We start from the raw sequence: 19198 nt of genomic DNA on the forward strand, positions 1-19198 counted from the left end.
CGTCACGAAGGACAGCCATGAGCACCCCTGAATCCCCCGTAGTACGGACCGAACGCATCGGCTCCGCCCTGCTGATCACCCTCGACCGGCCCGAGGCCCGCAACGCCGTGAACGCGGCGGTGGCCACCGGACTGGCCGGCGCACTGGACGAGTTGGAGGCCGATCCGGCGCTGCGGGCCGGTGTCCTGACCGGTGAGGGCGGCACCTTCAGCGCCGGTATGGACCTCAAGGCGGCGCTGCGCGGCGAGTCTCCCGAGATCGAGGGCCGCGGGTTCGGCGGACTGACCGAGTCCGAGCCGGCCAAGCCCCTGATCGCCGCCGTGGAGGGCTTCGCCATGGGCGGCGGCTTCGAACTGGCCCTGGCCTGCGACCTGATCGTCGCGGCCGAGGACGCCCGGTTCGGTCTGCCCGAGGTCAAGCGCGGGCTGATCGCGGCGGGCGGCGGCGTGATCCGGTTGCCCAAGCGGATCCCGCACCACCTCGCCATGGAACTCCTGCTGACCGGCGAGCCCGTCGACGGCCGCCGCGCCGGTGAACTGGGCCTGGCCAACCGGGTCACCGGCACCGGCCAGGCCGTCGCCGAGGCGCTCCGGCTGGCCGAACGGCTCGCCGAGAACGCCCCGCTCGCGCTCGCCACCGTCAAGCGCGTCGTCCGCGCCGCCGACGGGGCACCCGACGCCGAGGCCTTCGCCTTCCAGCGTGAGCAGATGAAGACCCTGATGGCCTCGGCCGACGTCCGCGAGGGCATGACCGCCTTCGCCGAGCGCCGCCCCGCGCAGTGGACGGGGAAGTGAGGCGACATGCGCGCCGAGGACGTACGACAGCACGTCACCACCCCGCTCACCAGCCCGGCGTTCGCGCCGACCGTCCCGCGGTTCACCGACCGGGAGTACCTCAACGTCGTCTACCGCACCGATCCCGAGGCGCTGCGGGCGGTCGTCCCGGAGCCGCTGCGGATCGCTGAGCCGCTGGTCCGGTTCGAGGTCATGAAGATGGGCGACGTCAGCGGCTACGGCCCCTACACGGAGGCCGGCCAGGCGATTCCCGTCGGCTTCGAGGGCGAGCGGGGCGAGTACCTGCACGCGATGTACCTCGACAACTTCCCGGCGACCGCCTCCGGCCGCGAGGTCTCCGCCTACCCCAAGGCCATGGGCTCCCCGGCGCTCCGCGTCGACACCGGCGCGCTCGTCGGCACCCTCGACCACGGCACCCTGCGGGTCGCCACCGCGACCATGGGCTACAAGCACCATGAACTGGACCGGACCGAGGCGGCGGCGCAGATCACCGTGCCGACCTTCATGCTCAAGACCGTTCCCGGCTACGACGGTCTGCCGCGCGTCCAGGAACTCGTCCGCACCCGCATCACCGACCTCACGGTCAAGGAGGCCTGGACCGGCCCGGCCCGGCTGCAGCTCTTCCAGCACGTGCTGGCCCCGCTGGCCGACCTGCCGGTGCTGGAGGTCGTCTCCGCCAGCCACATCCTCACCGACCTGACGCTCGCGGGCGTCGAGCCGGTCCACGACTACCTGAAGGGAGTCACGTCATGACCCGCGCCTTCCGTACGGCCGCGGTGATCGGCGCCGGGACCATCGGACTGTCCTGGGCGACGCTGTTCGCCGCGCACGGCCTGACCGTCCGGGTGACCGACCCGCGGCCGGACCTCGCCGATGCCCTGGCCGAGGCCCTGGATCTCAACGCCCCGCACCTGGCCGCCCGCGGCCTGGACGTGACGGGCCTCGCCGACCGGGTGCACATCGCGGCCGATGTCACCGAGGCGGTCCGGGACGCGGACGTCGTCCAGGAGAACGGCCCCGAGCGGGTCGAGTTCAAGCAGGACCTGTTCGCCACGCTGGTCCGCCAGGCGCCCGACCACGCGCTGCTGCTCAGCTCCTCGTCGGCGATCCCGTCCAGCGCGTTCACGCGTGAGCTGCCGGACGAGGCCGCCGCCCGGGTCCTGATCGGCCACCCCTTCAACCCGCCGCACCTGGTCCCGCTCGTCGAGGTGGTGCCCGGGGAGCGCACCGGCGAGGAGGCCGTGCAGGACGCGGTGGACTTCTACACCTCGGTCGGCCGCACCCCGGTCGTGGAGCGCAAGGAGATCCCCGGCTTCGTCGGGAACCGGCTGCAGAACGCGCTCAGCCGCGAGGCGGTGTACCTCGTCGAGCAGGGCGTGGTGACCCCCGAGGACCTCGACAAGGTGATGACGAACTCACTGGGCCTGCGCTGGGCCACGGTCGGGCCGTTCCTCGGCTCGCACCTGGGCGGCGGACCCGGCGGCTACCGGCACATGGCCGAGCACATCGGCGCGTCGATGAAGCAGCTGTGGGCGGGCCTCGGCACCCCGTCGCAGACCGACGAAGAACAGGAACGGCTCATCGAAGCCGTGGAAAAGGCCTACGGCTCCTCCACGTACCCGGAACTCACCGAGACGCGCGACCGCAGGCAACTCGCTGTGCTGTCCGCCCTGGACAGCGCCGACAAGGAGGAGAACTGAGATGACCACCACCATGGAACCGCTCGAGGACCAGCTGGTCGCGGACTTCTACGGCTACGAGGCGCTGCTGCCGGACGACGAGCGCAAGATCCTCCTCAAGGCCCGCGCCCTCATGCGGGACGAGGTCAAGCCGCTGGTGAACGAGAACTGGGCCAAGGGCGAGTTCCCCACGGAGCTCATCTCCCTGTTCCGCGACAGCGGCCTCGCCGGACTGCCCTACGAGGGCTACGGCGAACACCGCCCCGCCGTCAGCAACCTCCTCAGCGGCATGCTCGCCCTGGAGATGACCCGCACCGACGCCTCCGTGTCGACCTTCTTCGGCGTCCACAACGGCCTGGCGATGTACTCGATCCACTCGGGCGGCGACCAGGAGCAGCGCGACCGCTGGCTCCCGGAGATGGCCGCGATGGACAAGATCGGCGCGTTCGCCATGACCGAGCCGCTCGGCGGCTCCGACGTCGCGGGCGGCATGCGCACCACCGCCCGGCGCGAGGGTGGCACCTGGGTCCTGAACGGCGCCAAGAAGTGGATCGGCAACGCGACCTTCGCCGACTACGTCGTGGTCTGGGCCCGGGACGTGGACGACAACCACGTCAAGGGCTTCGTCGTCGAGAAGGGCACGCCCGGCTTCGAGCCGGTGAAGATCGAGGGCAAGATCGCCTTCCGGATCGTGGAGAACGCCGAGATCACCCTGACCGACGTCCGGGTGCCGGAGGCGAACCGCCTGCAGAACATCAACTCGTTCCGGGACGTCGCCGAGATCCTGCGCGCCACTCGCGGCGGGGTCGCCTGGCAGGCGCTGGGCGTGATGGTCGGCGCCTACGAACTGGCCCTGGACTACGCCCGGGAGCGCCGCCAGTTCGGCCGTCCGATCGGCGGCTTCCAGCTGGTGCAGGACCTGCTGGTGAAGAGCCTGGGCAACATCACGGCGTCCTGGGGCATGCTGGTGCAGCTCGCCCGACTGCAGGACGCGGGGATCTTCCGTGACGAACACTCCGCGCTGGCCAAGGCGTTCGTCACCTCCCGGATGCGGGAGGTCGTGGCCTGGAGCCGCGAGATCTTCGGCGGCAACGGAATCCTCCTGGATCACGACATCGCCCGGTTCTTCGCCGACGCCGAGGCCATCTACTCCTTCGAGGGCACCCGCGAGATGAACACCCTGATCGTCGGCAAGTCGATCACCGGCCAGAGCGCCTTCGTGTGACACACGCGCGCACAGGGAACCCCAGGTCCTTCGACCTGGGGTTTTCTCATGGCGCCACCTTGATGCCATCATGCCGCCATGGACCTCACGCCCTACGTCGACACACTCCGCCGGGAACTCGCGGTGGCTGCCGAAGCCGGTGGGGAGGACGCCCGCGAGCTGGCCGAGCGGCTGACCGCTCCGCTGGAGTCGGCGACCCGCCTGACACTGCTGAACGTCCTGTCCGCCGCCATGGACGAGATCACCCGCGAACTCGCCCCCGGCTCGGTCGACGTACGGCTGCGCGGGCTCGACCCCGCCTTCGTCGTGACACCGCCGCCGGCCGGCGCCGGTTTCGAGGAGCCGGACACGCGTCCGGAGCCGCCGAGGGCCCCGGCACCGGCCCCGGCACCAGCCGACGCCGATGACGGCACCACCGCGCGGATCAATCTGCGTCTGCCCGCCCACCTCAAGGGCCGGGCCGAGGAGGCCGCCGCGCGCGAGGGCCTGTCGGTCAACGCCTGGCTGGTGCGCGCGGTGAACGCGGCCGTGGAGAGCGGCGACGTCCGGGCCCGCTCCACCGAGTCGCCCCGGAGCGGCGGTAACCGCTACACCGGCTGGGTGCGCTGATGCCCGCCTTCGAGACCCCGGAACCCGTTTCGGTGACGCTCCGCATCGGCACGTGACTCGTGCGGTTCCACGCCGGCGACCGCACCGACACCGTCGTGGAGGTGCTGCCCACGGATCCGGAGCGGGACGCCGATGTGCGGCTCGCCGAGCAGACCCAGGTGAGCTGCGCGGGCGGGCGACCGCACATCGAGGCGCCCCGGCAGCGCACCCTGTGCGGGCGGCCGCCGTCGGTGGACATCGTCATCGAACTGCCCGCCGGTTCCCGGGTGGAGGCGGAGGCGGCCTGGGCCGACTTCCGCGCCGGGGGACGGACAGGGCGCCGCGGCCCGGATGTTGTCCCGGGGCGCACCCCTGCTGTCCCCACCGTGCACGGGCGGCCCCGAACCCCTCCGGCGCTCGTCCGGCGTGCCTAGCGTGACGAGCGAACCGGCCGAGATCCGAGCCGGAGTCACGCTCCCCGGAGGACACCCATGGTCAGCATCGCCGACGTCACCGCCACCCCCGGCCCCGATCTGCTCACCCCGGACAACTGCGCGGTGCTGTTCGTGGACCACCAGCCGCAGATGTTCTTCGGCACCGGCAGCGGCGACCGCACCGCCATCATCAACGCCACCGTCGGCCTGGCCAGAGCCGCCCGGACCTTCGACGTGCCGGTCGTGCTGAGCACGGTGGCCGCCGAGTCCTTCTCCGGCCCGCTCCTGCCGCAACTGGCGGACGTCTTCCCCGAGCGGAAGCCCGTCGACCGTACCTCCATGAACGCCTGGGAGGACCGGGACTTCGTCGAGGCGGTCAAGGCCACCGGGCGGCGCAAGCTGGTCATCGCGGGGCTGTGGACCGAGGTGTGCGTCGTCCTGCCCGCGCTCTCCGCGCTCGCCCAGGGCTACGAGGTCTACGTCGTCACCGACGCGTCCGGCGGCGTCAGCCCGCAGGCCCACGAGCACGCGGTCCAGCGCATGGTCCAGGCCGGGGCCGTCCCGGTCACCTGGGTGCAGGTGCTCCTGGAGTTGCAGCGCGACTGGGCCCGTACCGAGACGTACGGCGCGGTGACGGACGTGGTGAAGGAGTACGGCGGCGCCTACGGCCTCGGCATCGTCTACGCGCAGGCGGTCATCGGCGCCCACGCCGCCGGCTGAGCCCCGCCCGCCCGCCGGTGTCCCGGCCGGACGGAGCGCACCGGCTGCCCGGCATATCATCGCGCGGTGGAGACCGGGGTGGGGATCGCGGCGCCGTTCGGACGGCTGCTGCGCGCGTTACGGCAGAGCCGTCGGCTGACGATCGAGGAACTGGCCGAGGCCTCCGGGGTGTCGGGGCGCGCCATCGGTGACATGGAGCGGGGCCGGAGCCGGCGCCCGCACCGGGGCACCATCACCGCGCTCGCCCAGGGACTCGATCTGGACGAGGCGGCGCACGCGGAACTCCTGGGCGCCGCCCGCGCCGCCCGTCCCGGCGCCCGGCCCTCCGGGTTCACGAAGGCCTCACCGCACTCGCTGCCGAGGGGCGTGCGCGACTTCGTCGGGCGGCATGAGGAACTGGCCGTGCTGCGCGCCCTCGCGCAGGAGGGCGCCGACAGCGGGCCGGCGCGGGGCCGGGGGCTGCTCGTACCGCCGGCGGCCGTGGTGTCCGGCCCGCCCGGAAGCGGCAAAACGACTCTGGCGGTCCGGCTGGCCGAGGAGCTCGCGTCGTCCTGCCCCGACGGGGCGTTCCTGGTGGACATGCGGGGTCTGGACGAGCGGCCGCTCCCCGCGGAGCAGGCCCTGTCGGGGCTGCTGGGCGCATGGGGCGTGGGGGACGCCGAGCTGGCCCGGCTCACCGCCGAGGAGCGGCTCGCCCGCTTCCACGAGATCACCGCCGGGCTCCGCGCCGTCCTGGTGCTGGACAACGCGGGCAGCGAGGCCCAGGTCAGGCCGCTGCTGCCGCGCGAGGGGCGGCTGCTCGTGGTGGTGACGAGCCGCCGTGCCCTCGCCGGTCTCGAGGGGGTGCGGCGCGTCGGGCTCGGTGGGCTGAGCCGGCAGGAGTCCGCCGCCCTGCTGCGGGCCGTGGTGGGCGCCGGGCGCGTGGACGCCGAGCCGGCCGCGGCGGACGTCGTGGCCGAGCTGTGCGGTCAGCTGCCCCTGGCTCTCAGGGTGGCCGCCAACTGGGCCGCCACCCGCACCAACTGGAGCCTGCGGCGCCTCGCCGACCGGCTCGCCGACGAGGACCGCAGGCTGGACGCGCTCAGCGCGGGCGACCTGCGGATCAACTCCGCCTTCGCGCTCTCCTACTCCCGTCTCGCCCCCGAGGCCGCCCGGATGTTCCGGCTGCTGTCGCTCGTACCGGGAGGCGACTTCAGCGTGGCACCGGCCGCGGTGCTCGCGGATGTCCCGCTGCCCGACGCCGAGGACCTCCTGGAGGAACTGCTGGAGGCGGGGCTGCTGATGACGTCCCGTCAGGACCGCTATCGCCTGCACGACCTGCTCCGGCTGTACGCGGGCTCCCGTCACCGCCAGGAGGACGGGGAGGAGAGGTCGCTCGCCGCACGGTCCCGCCTGCGGCACTGGCTGCTGGAGACCGCCGTCCTGGCGGGCCGCTGGTACGAGCCGGACTACGGCATGCCCGCGCCGGACCCCAGCCGGCTGGTCGCCCTCGACGACCGTGAGCGGGCGGCGCGCTGGATCAAGGCGGAGAGCGACGCCTGGCTGGCCGCGTTCCGCGAGGCCGCGGCGCGGGGCGAGCACACGCGGGTCGTCGAGGTCGCGGAGGCCATGCACTGGTTCTCCGACCACTGGGTGTCCTGGGGCCACTGGACCGAGATCTACGAGCGTGCCGCGACGGCCGGGGCGGCGCTGGACGACGCCGGTCTGGAGGCGACCCACCGCAACTACCTCGCCTGGGCGTACTGGGCCTGCGCCCGGCGGCACGACGAGGCGGTGGAGTCGGCCACGGCCGCGCTGCGGCTCGCGGGGGCGGCCGGGAACGTCCTCCAGCAGGCCTGGGCCCACGCCTATCTCGGCTGGCTGCGGGACGCCGTCGGCGACATGCCGCCCGCCGCCGACCACTACCACCGTGCCCTGGAGCTGTTCACCGAGGCGGACGACGTCACCGGGTATCTGCAGGTGTCCTGCGGGGTGATCAGGGTGCTGCGCGGGGCGGGCCGGGCCCGGGCGGCGGTCGAGACCTACCAGGGCATCCTGGACGCCCTCGCGGATCCCCGTCATCACGACCGGATCCCGCCCAACGTACGGGACTTCACCCTGCTGTCCGCCGTCTACTCGGTGTCGTTCGTCCATCTCGGCCAGGGGCACTGGCAGGAGGCGGCCGACGCGCTGCGCTCCATACGCGGGCAGTTCGACGCCCGCGGCTGGCACAAGCAGGCGGCCAAGGTCCATCTCCACCTGGGCCAAGCCCTCGCCCACCTCGGCGAGAGGGCCGAGGCCGCCGCCGAGTACCGCGCCGTGCTCGCCCTCGACGACCGCGTCCCCGCCGACGTACGGGACGAGGCCCACACGGGTCTCGCCGCCCTGGCCACGGGCCGGCCGGCACCGGCCGGCCCGCTCGTGCAGTGAGCGCCGGCCGGTCGCTAGGGCTTGCGGCCCGTGGCGGAGGCGAAGCCCAGCCAGGTGTGGCGGTTGTTCCACCAGCACCAGCCGACCTTCGGGGCGTCGCGGCGCTCGCGGCCGTCGCGGCCGGTGCCGTTGCTGATCCAGATCGCCGGGGTGCGGGCGTCGAACGTGCCGTTCGGCTTGCGCAGCCGGGAGCCGATGGTCATGAAGCACAGGTTGCGCTCCAGGGCCGCCGGCTGCTGGAGCACCCAGTGGATGCCCTCGGTGAGCAGCAGCGGGGTGCGGTCCTCCTTGGTGAGGGCGGGCAGTGCCTCGTCCGGGCTCCAGTTGCTCATCTGGTCACCGCGGTCGAGGCCGGTGATGACGTACAGCGGGGCGTCGGGCAGCTCGATGGCGGTGGGGGTGAACTCGTCGACGTCGGGCATGTCGACGACGACGAAGCCCGGCTTGCCCTCGCGGCGGAGGAGCGGCGCGAGGGCGGAGGCGGGGGCCCGGTCCGGGTGCACGGCGAGCAGGGCGCCGTCGCTGCCCGCCCGGGACTCGGCGTCGGCGGCGTACGTACGGATCTCGGCGGCCGGCAGCCCGGCGATCTCGTGGACCCCCGACTCGATCAGTCGCTCTGCCTGTGCGCTCAGGGCCGGGAGTACGGGCAGAACGGCGGTGGTTCCGGGCGTGGTCTCGGGCACGATGCTCCCTGGGTCGGCGGCGTGAACAGTGAGGCAACGCGGCGAACCGCCGGGACGTTCCCGGGGTCAGGCCCGGGATCGGCCGGACAGGCCGCTTCGCTGCCACTCGCGGGGCGTCACACCGTAGGCAGCCCGGAAGGCACGGCTGAAGTGGCTGGGGCTCACGAACCCCCAGCGCCGGGCGACCGCCGCGATCCCCTGTCCCGGGGCCGGGGACCGCAGCAGATCCTTGCGGCACCGTTCGAGGCGCTGGGTCCGGATCCACTCCCCCACCGTGACGCCCTCCAGCTGGAACAGCTTGTGCAGGTAGCGGACCGACATGAAGTGCGCGGCGGCGATCCCCGGTGGGGACAGGCCGGGGTCGGAGAGGTGGCGCAGGATGTGGTCCTGCACGCGCACGAGGGTGGCCGCGGCGGTCTCCGGAGCCTGGGTGGTGAAGCGGCCGCGGCGCTCGTTGATCAGCAGCGCCAGCAGGTCGAGCGCGGTGGCGGCGAACTGACGGCCCGCGACGGCGTCGAACCCGGCCGCCTCGCGGGCCAGCTGAGCGAAATAGGTCGCCACCAGTGCGGCACCGCCCTCCCGGCCGGAGAACGCCGTGGCGGTCATCGCCCGCAGATCGTCGTCCCGCACGCGGAGATCCTCGCGCGGGAAGTGGAAGGAGGTGAAACTGAACCCGTCCTGCACCTTCTTGCGGAACAGCCGGGAGGAATCCGAGAGGGAGAAGTCACCCGGCCCTATACAGGCCTCCCTCCCGTCCTGCTCCTTGATGGAGCTGCCGCGCTGCTGAAGGGTGAGGATGAGGAACTCCTTCCCGTCCCGGGCGATCAGCCGTCTGCTGCGCGTCACGACCTGCGGGCCCGCCTGGACGTGCGAGACCCGTAAGGAACCCAGCGCGTTGCTGACGATCCTTCCGGGTGACGGGTCCTTCTCGAGGAGGTGCACATCGAGCGGGACGAAGGTGCGTGACACGGCGTGGTGCCAGCGCTCCGCCCGGTCGGCCGCCGACAGTGACGCGGTGCAAAGGACGACGGCCACCTGATTCCCCTCCGGGCACGGTCAAGGGACGGCAGCTCGGTTCCGCTGCCGTCCCTGACGATGTCACCACCCCGGCCGAGGGCCGTCCAGGAAGAATCGGAGGAAGAATTCGATCACTTCTGTTCGATCACGTCTGCCCGCTCACTTCTGCAGGAAGGCGAGCAGTGCCGCGTTGACCTCCTCCGCGTGGGTCCAGAGCAGACCGTGCGGGGCGCCCTCGATCTCCACGTAGTCCGCGGCCGGGAGGGCCTTGTGGAAACGCCTCGCCGTCCCGTCCACCGGCAGGATGCGGTCGCCGGTGCCGTGCAGGATCAGGGCCGGCACATCGATGGCCGGGATGTCGGCCCGGAAGTCGGTGTACCAGGTGGCGGGCGCGGCGGACGCCGCGAAGAAGCCGCCGCCGGCGGCGACGTTCCAGCTGTTGCGGACGGCCTCCTCGCTGATCCTGGTGCCGAGGTTCTCGTCGAGGTTGTAGAAGTCGTTGTAGAAGTTCGTGTAGTACGCGTACCGGTCCGCCTTCACGGCCGCGACGATCTCGTCGAAGAACTCCTTCGGGGCGACCCCGCCCGGGTTGTCGTCCGACTTGAGCAGGCAGGGCTCCAGGGAGGCGAGGAAGGCGACCTTGGCGACCCGGCCGGAGCCGTGGGCGGACACGTAGCGGGCGACCTCGCCGGTGCCCATCGAGAACCCGACGAGGACGGCGTCCCGCAGGTCGAGGGTCTCCATCACGGTGTTCAGGTCGGCGGCGAAGGTGTCGTAGTCGTAGCCGGTCGTCGGCTGGGCGGACTGCCCGAAGCCGCGCCGGTCGTACGTGATCACGCGGTACCCGGCGTCGAGCAGTACGGCGCTCTGCCGCTCCCAGGAGTGCCCGTCGAGCGGGAAGCCGTGGATGAGGACGACCGGCTGCCCGGTTCCGTGGTCCTCGTAGTACAGGTCGATGGCGGTGGAGTTCTCCTGGCCCACGGTGATGTACGGCATGCGCTGCTTCCTCGTTTCGGGAGGGCGGGTGGAAGGGATGCGGCCACGCTAGGCCGGAGGCCGGGCGGGCGGTTGCCGTGCAGCGCACGACTCCTTGACCGGGCGCGCACTCCCGTCAGTCTGCAACAGGACGGAAAGGTTTGCCGTCACGACTCCGCAGGAAATGGGCCTGGCCCGCCCGTGCTGTGCCGCGAGCGGATCGATCTCGTCGTGGTGTGCTCGGTGGACCGCACCCACGACGACTACATCGTGCGTGCCCTGGAAGCGGGCTGCGACGTGGTCACCGAGAAGCCCATGACCACCGACGCCGACAAGGCCCGCCGCATCCTGGAAGCGCAGCGGCGCATCGGACGCCAGGTCCGGGTTGCCTTCAACTACCGCTACAACCCGGTGCATTCGGCCGTACGGGAACTGATCTCCTCCGGGGAGATCGGCGAGGTCGGCTCGGTGCACTTCGAGTGGCTGCTCGACCTGCGGCACGGCGCCGACTACTTCCGCCGCTGGCACCGCGACAAGGCCAACTCCGGCGGCCTCATGGTCCACAAGTCCACCCACCACTTCGACCTGGTCAACTGGTGGCTGGGCACCCGGCCCGAGACGGTCTTCGCACAGGGCGGCCTGTTCTTCTACGGCGACGAGGCCGGCCGGCGCCGGAACCTCGCCCAGGAATACGACCGTGCTCATGGCTCCCCGGCCGCCGAGGCCGACCCGTTCGCCGTGCACCTGTCCGACTCGTCCGTGCTCAGCGCGCTCTACCTGGACGCGGAGGCGGAGGACGGCTACCACCGCGACCAGAACGTGTTCGGGCCCGGGGTGACGATCGAGGACGACATGGCGGTGCTGGTCCGGTACGCCACCGGCGCGACCCTGACGTACCACCTGACCGCGTACTCCCCGTGGGAGGGTTACCGGATCGCCTTCAACGGCAGCCAGGGGCGCCTGGAACTGCTGGTGGAGGAGTCGACGTGGACCCGCCCCCGGGTGCGCGTGAACAGCTCCGAACCCGTCCTGCACGGCGCCGAGGCCGAGGACACCGCCGGACGTACCGAGCTGCTGCTGCGCCGCTTCTGGGAGGAGCCGCGGGAGATCAAGGTGGCGACCGGCGAGGGCGGGCACGGCGGCGGTGACGTCCGCATGCTGGAGGATCTGTTCGGCACCCGGGCCCCGGACCCCCTGCACCGCGCGGCGGACGCTGCCGACGGCGCCCTCTCCCTCGTGACCGGCCTGGCCGCGAACCGTTCCTTCGAGACCGGACTCCCGGTGCGCACACGGGACTTGATCCCCTCTGACTGATCGCGAATTCACCGCCTCGCCCGTCCCGGGCGTGGCACCATCGGCGCCATGGAAGGATTCTTGACACCTGATCAGGTCGACGCCCGCAAGGCCCGTGCTTTCGCCGCCGCCGTCGCCGCGGGTCGTGACCTGGGGCTCACGGTGACCGACGCGAGGGTGATCTACGACGTCTTCTCCGTCGTGGTGCACCTCGCTCCGTCGCCGGTGGTGGTGCGGGTGCCGACCGTCCTGCCGTCGTACTCCGACCCCGGCTTCCAGTCGGCGCGGCAGCGACTGGAGATCGATGTCGTGGCGTGGCTCGTGGAGCAGGGCCACCCGGTGATTCCGCCGAGCCCGCTCGTGCCGCGGGAACCGGTGCGGCGCGACGGTTTCTCGATGACGTTCTGGCAGTTCGTCGAGCTGGACAAGAGCGTCGAGCCGGACTACGCGCACAACTCCGCTCTGGTCGCCGACCTGCACGCCGCGCTGCGCGAGTACCCAGGCGAGCTGCCGTTCCTCTCGGCGGCGGAACCGCGGTTCGTCTCCGAGGGGCTTGCCGCGCTCGAAGGGCGGCCCGACCTCCTGGAGCCGGCCGACCTCGACCGCGCGCGGCGCGAGTGGGAGATCCTGGAGCCCGTCGTCAGCTCACGCGCGGCATTCGAGGCGGCGTTCCCCGGCATCGGGTTCCAGCCGGTCCACGGGGACTCCCCCGCCGCCAACATCGTCTCCGCCGCGGACGGCGAGCTGTACTCCGACTTCGAGCTGACCACCCTCGGCCCGGTCGAGTGGGACCTGGCGGCACTCGGCCCCGAGTGCGAGGCCGCGTACAACACGGCCGCCGAGCGCCGGGGCCTGCGGCAGCTGGACGAGGGCGTGCTGCGCGTCGTCAACGCCGTGGGCATGTCCCGCGCACTGGCCTGCCTCGCCCTCGCCCCGCAACTGCCCCTGCTCGTGGAGGCGCTGAAGCCGGCCGTCGAGCAGTGGCGGACGATGCCGTTCGCTGGTGGCCTGGGCGCCGAATGACCGAGGCTCTGCTCACTCCGGCAAGGGCCGGTCGTCGACCACGTGTTTCATGACCAGGGTGGACGTCAGCCGCTGGATGCCCGGGAGGCGGGCGAGCTGCTGGTCGTAGAGCCCCTGGAAGGCGGCGAGGTCGGTGGTGGCGACGCGCAGGAGGTAGTCGGGGTCGCCGAACAGGCGCTGGGCCTGGAGCACGTGCGGGACGGCGGCCACCCCCTCCTCGAAGGCGGTGACGGTGTCGGCGTCCTCCCACCGCAGGGTGACGAAGACGAGGGCCTCGAAGTTGAGGCCCACGGCGACCGGGTCGACGACCGCGCGGTAGCCCCGGATCGCGCCCTCGCGTTCGAGATCGCGCAGGCGGCGGTGGCAGGGAGAGACGCTCAGCTTCACGCGGGCGGCCAGCTCGGTGACCGTGAGGCGGCCGTCCAACTGCAGCTCGGTAAGAATTTTCCGGTCCAGGGCATCCATGGAGAAGATTCTGCCCCAGATCGCGCGATCAAGGGGTAAAGGAGGGAACACCTTCGGCCCGATCCGGCCTAGCCTTCCTCTCGCAACACTGCACGTGAGAGGGGCCGATCCATGGACACGACGACGCTGGCGGCATTTCTGGCCGTGGATCTGCTGCTGGTGTTCACGCCCGGCGCGGACTGGGCCTACGCGATCGCCGCGGGTCTTCGGGACCGGTCGGTCGTGCCGGCGGTCGCCGGGCTGATAGCCGGGTACGCGGGATACACGCTGCTCGCGGTCGCGGGCCTGGTGGTGATCGTGGCGAGTTCGGCGACCCTGCTCACCGCGCTGACCGTGGCCGGCGCCGGCTACCTGGTGTGGCTCGGCTGGGGCGTGCTGCGGCAGCCGGCCGCCCTGACGGCATCCGAGGCAGCGGTGGGTTCCGCCGCGGGGGCGGGCGCCTCCCGCTTGCGGATCATGCTCAAGGGAGCCGGGATCAGCGGCCTCAACCCGAAGGCGCTGCTGCTGTACTTCTCGCTGTTCCCGCAGTTCATCGACCCCGCGGGCGGCTGGCCAGTCGCCACGCAGACCGGGCTGTTCGGCACGTTGCACATGACCGCCTGCGCCGTCGTCTACCTCAGCGTCGGCGTCCTGGCCCGTACGGTCCTGAGCACCAGGCCGTCCGCGGCCCTGGCGGTCACCCGCACGTCCGGTGCGCTGATGATCGCCATCGGCGGGTTCCTGCTGCTGGAACGCCTCGCCGGCTGACGAACCCGGCGCACCCTGGTACGTACCCCCGCGACGTCCGCCGAAGGAGAGCACGTGGAAGAGCAGGCGCAGCAGGAACAGGCGAGCCCGGAGACGGAGGCCCGCGTCCGGGAGAGCTTCGGGCGGCAGGGGCTGATGGCCCATCTGGGTGCGCGGATCACGCGGATCGCGCCCGGCCGCGTGCACATCGAGCTTCCGGGCCGCCCGGAAGTCACGCAGCAGCACGGCTACTTCCACGCGGGCGCCACCAGCGCGATCGCGGACAGCGCCGGCGGCTACGCGGCGTTCACCCTGTTCCCCGAGGGCACCGACGTGCTCACCGTCGAGTACAAGATCAACCTCCTGGCCCCGGCCGTCGGCGACCACCTCGAGGCGGTCGGCACGGTCCTGAAGGCCAGGCGGACGCTGACCGTGTGCCGGCTCGAGGTGTTCGGCGTCCAGGACGGCCGGACGGGGCTCGTCGCGAGCGGACAGCAGACCCTGATCCGTGTGAACCCGACCTGAGGCAAGCCTGCGGCCGTCAGCGGAGGATCACCGTGCGTCTGCCCTGGACGAACACCCGGCCCTCGCAGTGCCAGCGGACCGCCCGGGCCAGAGCCGCTGACTCCGCGTCCCGGCCGATCGCGGCGAGGTTCTCGGGGGTGTGGCTGTGGTCGACGTCGATGACCTCCTGGGCGATGATCGGGCCTTCGTCGAGGTCGGCGGTGACGTAGTGGGCCGTCGCCCCGACGAGCTTGACGCCGCGTTCGTGTGCCTGGTGGTAGGGCTTGGCGCCCTTGAAGCTCGGCAGGAACGAGTGGTGGATGTTGATCGCCCGTCCGGCCAGCCGGGAGCACAGGCCGTCCGACAGGACCTGCATGTAGCGCGCCAGCACGACCAGGTCGACGTCGAACGAGTCGACGAGGTCGAGGAGTCGGGCCTCGGCATCCGGCTTGGTCGCGGCGGTGACCGGGACGTGGAAGAACGGGATGCCGTGCCAGGTGACGAGTGCCTCGTGGTCGCGGTGGTTGGAGACCACCGCGACCACGTCGACGGGCAGGTCACCGCTGCGGGTGCGGAAGAGCAGGTCGTTGAGGCAGTGGCCGTAGCGGGACACCATGACCAGCACGCGGCGCCGGGTGCTGACGGGTTCGAGGTGCCACCGCATGGCGAAGGGGGCGGCCACGGCGGCGAAGTCACGGCGCAGGGTTCCTGTCGCGGTCTCGTCGGCGGTGGCGGCGAAGCGCACCCGCATGAAGAAGTGGCCGTCACGGCGGTCGCCGAACTGCTGGTTGTCGATGATGTCGCTGCCGTGCTCCAGCAGGAACCGTGAGACGGCGTGGACGATGCCGGGAGCCTCGGGGCAGTCGAGGGTCAGGACGTGCTCGGTCTGTGGTGACGTGCCCATCAGGGCACCTCCGGGCCGCGGAACTCGCTCATCGCGTCGATGAGCCAGCGCCCCAGGTGGTCGGCGAACGAGGAGCGCGGGAGCAGGTGGTAGGCGGGCGCGTCGTCGATCTGCCGGAGCAGCACCGCGACCGGGCCCACCGTGGTCGACACCGCCCGGCCCGGACCGAAGGCCCGGGGATGCAGGTCCAGGGGGCAGCCCTTCTCCAGCACCTGGCGGGCGGCCGGGCCGCGCAGCTCCAGCGTGGTGCGGTTGGCGGAGACGTCCACGACCGAGCCCGGGTCTCCCCCGAGTGCCTCCCTCAACTCGCCGGTCAGGGCGGTCCCGTCGGCCCGGGAGATGACGAGCCACTCGTCGGGTCCCAGCCAGACGGCCGTGTGCGGGCCGGACGCGGTGGTGTCGCCGCACTCGCGCGGGAGTCGCGCCCCCAGGGTCTTCTCGATGCGCCCGGCCGACTCGGAAGCAGGGGCGACGCGCACGTTCACCATGGTGAGGAACGGCCGCTCCGTGAGGGTGACGCCCCGGCCGCCGGTGACGGCGGCGGCGCGCATCCGGTCCTCCAGATGCGCGAGGGGACTTCTGCGCAGGGCCACCGGCCCTGTGTCGATCGTGGGCTCAGCCATCTCGCTTGGTCCCTTCGGGGTCGTAGAGGACGCAGTCGGCCACCTCGACGGGCACCAGCTCGTCGCCCACCGGGGCGAGCAGCGTCGCGCCGATCCTGGCCCGCCCGTCGGCGACGAGGGCGAGGGCGAAGGGGCGGTCGAGGGCCGGGCTGTGGTAGCTGGAGGTGACATGGCCGAGCATCGGCACGGGCACCGTCTCCAAGGAGACGTCCGGCGCGACGAGTTGGGCGCCCTCGGGCAGCCGGGTCGCGCGGTCGGTCGGCAGCAGGCCGACCAGTTGCTTGCGGTCGGTGCGGGAGGTGTCCGCGCGGGAGTAGGACCGTTTTCCGATGAAGTCCTTCTGCTTCGAGACCACCCAGGACATGCCCGCGTCCTGCGGAGTGACGGTGCCGTCGGTGTCCTGGCCGACGATGATGTAGCCCTTCTCGGCCCGCAGGACGTGCATGGTCTCGGTGCCGTAGGGGGTGATGCCGTACGGCCGGCCGATCGCGTCCACCTCCTCCCACACCGCGAGGCCGTACCACGCGGAGACGTTGATCTCGTAGGCGAGTTCGCCGGAGAAGGAGATCCGGCAGACGCGGGCCGGGATGCCGGAGGCCAGAGTCGTCTCGCGGAAGGCCATGAATGGGAAGGCCTCGTTCGACAGGTCGACGTCGGGCGCGAGATGGGCGACGACCTCGCGCGACTGCGGGCCCACGACGGCGATCGTCGCCCACTGCTCGGTCACCGAGGTGCAGTGCACGTCGAGTTCGGGCCACTCGGTCTGCAGCCACTCCTCCAGCCAGTCCAGGACCCCGGCGGCTCCGCCGGTCGTGGTGGTCATGAAGTAGCGGTCGTCGTCGAGGCGCAGCGTCACACCGTCGTCGAAGATCATGCCGTCGGGCTTGCACATCACGCCGTAGCGGGCCATGCCGGGCTTCAGCTTCTTGAAGGCGTTGGTGTAGACGCGGTTGAGGAACTCGCCCGCGTCCGCGCCACGGATCTCGATCTTGCCGAGGGTGGAGGCGTCCATGAAGGCCACACCCTCGCGGGCCGCGCGGCACTCCCGGGCCACGGCCGTGTCCATGTCCTCATCGTGCCGCGGGTAGTAGCGGGGGCGCTTCCACTGCCCGACGTCCTCGAACTCCGCGCCGTGCGCGACATGCCAGCTGTGGAGGGACGTCGTGCGCTCCGGGTCGAACAGCTCGCCGCGTTCCCGCCCGGCCAGCGCGGCGAAGGCGATCGGTGTGTACGGCGCCCGGTAGGCCGTGGTGCCGATCTCGCCCGGCGAACCGCCGAGGACCTCGGCGATCACACCGATCGCGTTGACACCGGACGTCTTGCCCTGGTCGTTGGCCGTGCCGAGCGAGGTGTAGCGCTTGACGTGCTCGACACCGCGCATGCCGGCGCCGGTGGATCGCAGGACGTCGGCGACGGTGGCATCGCGCTGCAGGTCGACGAAGTGGGTGTCCCAGTCGTCGTCGAGGCCCGGCACCAGCCACAGGGCGCGCACAGCAGGGCGGACCTCCTCGGACGACTCCGGGGGCACGGGCACCGGGAACCCGGCCTCCGTGGCGGCCAGCGCGCCGGCCCGCCTCCCCTCGGCCACACAGCCGTCGAGGTCGTACGTCCCGCCTGCGGCGCCGACGACCCGCTGGTCCCGTACGGTGCCGTCGGGCACGAAGGCGACCAGGTCCTCGTCCCAGCGGAGCCTGCCCTGGCGCTGGCTGTGCAGGTGCACCACCGGGCTCCAGCCGCCCGAGACGGCGAGCAGATCGCAGGCGAACGACTGGGGTCCACCGGTGAGTCGGCCGTTCTCGTCGAGGGACTGGACGGTGACGCCGGTGAGCCGGCCGCCGCCCGCCGTGTCGACCACGGCACCGCCGGTCAGCACCCGCACCCCGGTCGCCGCGGCGACCTCGGCCGCCCGGCCGGACAGTTCGGGGCGCGCGTCCACGACGGCGGCGATCTCGATGCCGGCGGCGTGCAGGTCGGCGACCGTGTCGTAGGCGCTGTCGTTGGTCGTGCTCACCACGGCCCGCGAACCCGGGGCCACGGCATACCGGTTGAGGTAGGTGCGCACGGCCGCGGCGAGCATCACCCCGGGCCGGTCGTTGCCCGCGAAGACCAGCGGACGCTCGTGCGCGCCGGTCGCCAGCACCACCTGGCGGGCCCGGATGTGCCAGAGCCGCTGACGCGAGACGCCGGTGGAGGGGCCGGGGGCGGCGGCTCCGAGGTGGTCGGTGCGCCGCTGGAGGGCCAGGACGTAGTTGTCGTCGTACGACCCGAAGGCCGTGGTGCGTGGGAGGACGAGGACGTCGGGGGCGGCGTCGAGTGCCGCGCGGACGTCGGCGACCCAGGAGAGGCCGGTCCGTGCGCCGGAGAGCAGCGAACCGCCGGGCTCGGGCTGGTCGTCGACGAGGATCACGCGGGCGCCGGAGCCCGCGGCAGCGGCGGCGGCCGCGAGTCCGGCCGGTCCGGCGCCGACGACGAGGACGTCGGTGTGGACGAACTTCTTGTCGTAGACGGCGGGGTCGGGTGCCGGGTCGAGCCGGCCCATTCCCGAGAGGGTGGTGGCGGACAGGCCGTCGTGGAGCTCCACCGTCGTCGCCGGGAGCATGCCCTCCGAGCAGGGGCCGTCGAGCTGTACCAGGGCGTTGGGTTCCTCGGCGCCCGCGGCGACGATGCCGCGCGGGCGGCCCCGGTAGAGGGACGGGGCGACCTCGACGAGGCCGTTCGCCAGCAGGGCCGAGGCGAGGGTGTCGCCGGGGTGGCCGGTCAGTTCCCGGCCGTCGACGGTGAACCGCAGCACGGTGCCGCGGTCGATACGGCCGCCCTGCCGGAGCCGGAAGCGCTGGTCGGTCATCGGTTCCCTCCGGGGCGGGGCTCGTCGAGGCGGTACGAGGTCAGCACCTCGTGGGTGGCGGTGTCGCGCAGGACGTTGAACCAGCGGCGGCAGCCGGTGCCGTGCATCCACCGTTCGGCGAAGGGGCCCTTGGGGTTGTCCCGGTAGAAGACGTACGCGGCCCACTGCTCGTCGGTGAGCTCGCCCGGGTTCTCGGGGTGGGGGACGTGGGCCTGGCCGCCGTAGTGGTACTCGGTCTCGTTCCGCGGACCGCACCAGGGGCAGGTGATGAGCAGCACGGTGGTGTCCTCC

The 19198-nt window shown here is 72.2% G+C and carries 20 protein-coding genes; 12 read left to right on the top strand and 8 right to left on the bottom strand.

Features of this window, described 5'->3' with window-relative positions:
* Positions 1 to 17 precede the first annotated feature (17 nt).
* The 8 genes from OHU35_RS05530 (at position 18) to OHU35_RS05565 (ending at position 7849) form a co-directional block, all read left to right on the top strand.
* Positions 18 to 794, top strand: coding sequence for a crotonase/enoyl-CoA hydratase family protein (locus OHU35_RS05530; protein ID WP_405504908.1), 777 nt, complete (start codon positions 18 to 20; stop codon positions 792 to 794).
* 6 nt (positions 795 to 800) lie between these two features.
* Positions 801 to 1547 (top strand): acetoacetate decarboxylase, encoded by a 747-nt coding sequence (locus OHU35_RS05535; RefSeq protein ID WP_405504910.1) that lies wholly within the window; start codon positions 801 to 803, stop codon positions 1545 to 1547.
* A complete protein-coding gene (locus OHU35_RS05540) occupies positions 1544 to 2494 on the top strand; it encodes a 3-hydroxyacyl-CoA dehydrogenase NAD-binding domain-containing protein (protein ID WP_189724279.1) in 951 nt (316 codons plus the stop codon). The genes OHU35_RS05535 and OHU35_RS05540 overlap by 4 nt, the downstream gene beginning before the upstream one ends.
* A gap of 1 nt (position 2495) precedes the next feature.
* On the top strand, positions 2496 to 3698 hold the full coding sequence (locus OHU35_RS05545; protein ID WP_359895190.1) for an acyl-CoA dehydrogenase family protein: 1203 nt from the start codon (positions 2496 to 2498) through the stop codon (positions 3696 to 3698).
* A gap of 78 nt (positions 3699 to 3776) precedes the next feature.
* Positions 3777 to 4307 carry a toxin-antitoxin system HicB family antitoxin gene (locus tag OHU35_RS05550; protein WP_189724281.1) on the top strand — a complete coding sequence of 177 codons (531 nt, stop codon included), beginning with the start codon at positions 3777 to 3779 and terminating at the stop codon, positions 4305 to 4307.
* 59 nt (positions 4308 to 4366) lie between these two features.
* Positions 4367 to 4720 carry a hypothetical protein gene (locus tag OHU35_RS05555; RefSeq protein WP_405504912.1) on the top strand — a complete coding sequence of 118 codons (354 nt, stop codon included), beginning with the start codon at positions 4367 to 4369 and terminating at the stop codon, positions 4718 to 4720.
* Positions 4721 to 4777: 57 nt separating this feature from the next.
* On the top strand, positions 4778 to 5440 hold the full coding sequence (locus tag OHU35_RS05560; RefSeq protein WP_405504914.1) for a hydrolase: 663 nt from the start codon (positions 4778 to 4780) through the stop codon (positions 5438 to 5440).
* Between the two features lie 66 nt (positions 5441 to 5506).
* Positions 5507 to 7849 (top strand): helix-turn-helix domain-containing protein, encoded by a 2343-nt coding sequence (locus OHU35_RS05565; RefSeq protein ID WP_405504916.1) that lies wholly within the window; start codon positions 5507 to 5509, stop codon positions 7847 to 7849.
* A 14-nt stretch (positions 7850 to 7863) separates the two neighbouring features.
* Here OHU35_RS05565 and OHU35_RS05570 read toward each other — a convergent pair whose 3' ends face one another.
* The 3 genes from OHU35_RS05570 to OHU35_RS05580 all read right to left on the bottom strand — a co-directional run bounded on the left by OHU35_RS05570 (position 7864) and on the right by OHU35_RS05580 (position 10545).
* Positions 7864 to 8532, bottom strand: a complete 669-nt coding sequence (locus tag OHU35_RS05570) for a DUF5701 family protein (RefSeq protein ID WP_359895183.1) — start codon at positions 8530 to 8532, stop codon at positions 7864 to 7866.
* A 66-nt stretch (positions 8533 to 8598) separates the two neighbouring features.
* Positions 8599 to 9567, bottom strand: coding sequence for a helix-turn-helix domain-containing protein (locus OHU35_RS05575; protein WP_405504918.1), 969 nt, complete (start codon positions 9565 to 9567; stop codon positions 8599 to 8601).
* Between the two features lie 141 nt (positions 9568 to 9708).
* Positions 9709 to 10545, bottom strand: coding sequence for an alpha/beta fold hydrolase (locus OHU35_RS05580; protein WP_189724287.1), 837 nt, complete (start codon positions 10543 to 10545; stop codon positions 9709 to 9711).
* A 3-nt stretch (positions 10546 to 10548) separates the two neighbouring features.
* Between OHU35_RS05580 and OHU35_RS05585 the strand changes: the two genes are divergently transcribed.
* Complete coding sequence (locus OHU35_RS05585) at positions 10549 to 11838, top strand: Gfo/Idh/MocA family protein (protein WP_405509176.1); 1290 nt, start codon at positions 10549 to 10551, stop codon at positions 11836 to 11838.
* Positions 11839 to 11886: 48 nt separating this feature from the next.
* A complete protein-coding gene (locus OHU35_RS05590; protein WP_189724288.1) occupies positions 11887 to 12840 on the top strand; it encodes a phosphotransferase in 954 nt (317 codons plus the stop codon).
* 12 nt (positions 12841 to 12852) lie between these two features.
* Here the strand turns inward: OHU35_RS05590 and OHU35_RS05595 are convergent, their stop codons facing one another.
* Positions 12853 to 13305, bottom strand: a complete 453-nt coding sequence (locus OHU35_RS05595) for an Lrp/AsnC family transcriptional regulator (protein ID WP_405504921.1) — start codon at positions 13303 to 13305, stop codon at positions 12853 to 12855.
* Positions 13306 to 13416: 111 nt separating this feature from the next.
* Between OHU35_RS05595 and OHU35_RS05600 the strand changes: the two genes are divergently transcribed.
* Together OHU35_RS05600 and OHU35_RS05605 are read left to right on the top strand one after the other, a co-directional pair.
* Positions 13417 to 14052, top strand: coding sequence for a LysE family translocator (locus tag OHU35_RS05600; protein WP_189724289.1), 636 nt, complete (start codon positions 13417 to 13419; stop codon positions 14050 to 14052).
* 54 nt (positions 14053 to 14106) lie between these two features.
* Positions 14107 to 14556, top strand: a complete 450-nt coding sequence (locus tag OHU35_RS05605; protein ID WP_405504923.1) for a PaaI family thioesterase — start codon at positions 14107 to 14109, stop codon at positions 14554 to 14556.
* A gap of 16 nt (positions 14557 to 14572) precedes the next feature.
* Here the strand turns inward: OHU35_RS05605 and purU are convergent, their stop codons facing one another.
* Genes purU through OHU35_RS05625 form a run of 4 tightly spaced genes read right to left on the bottom strand, consistent with a single transcriptional unit; the run spans position 14573 to position 19185 of the window.
* Positions 14573 to 15439, bottom strand: a complete 867-nt coding sequence (gene purU / locus OHU35_RS05610) for a formyltetrahydrofolate deformylase (protein ID WP_405504925.1) — start codon at positions 15437 to 15439, stop codon at positions 14573 to 14575.
* Positions 15439 to 16062 (bottom strand): sarcosine oxidase subunit gamma, encoded by a 624-nt coding sequence (locus OHU35_RS05615; protein ID WP_405504927.1) that lies wholly within the window; start codon positions 16060 to 16062, stop codon positions 15439 to 15441. Before OHU35_RS05615 ends, purU begins: the two co-directional genes overlap by 1 nt.
* Positions 16055 to 18907, bottom strand: a complete 2853-nt coding sequence (locus tag OHU35_RS05620) for a sarcosine oxidase subunit alpha family protein (protein ID WP_405504929.1) — start codon at positions 18905 to 18907, stop codon at positions 16055 to 16057. The genes OHU35_RS05615 and OHU35_RS05620 overlap by 8 nt, the downstream gene beginning before the upstream one ends.
* Entirely contained in the window at positions 18904 to 19185 is a 282-nt protein-coding gene (locus tag OHU35_RS05625; RefSeq protein ID WP_189724294.1) for a sarcosine oxidase subunit delta, read from the bottom strand. The genes OHU35_RS05620 and OHU35_RS05625 overlap by 4 nt, the downstream gene beginning before the upstream one ends.
* Between the last annotated feature and the right edge of the window lie 13 nt (positions 19186 to 19198).

This window comes from Streptomyces purpurascens, from assembly GCF_045040895.1.
Lineage (GTDB): Bacteria > Actinomycetota > Actinomycetes > Streptomycetales > Streptomycetaceae > Streptomyces > Streptomyces purpurascens.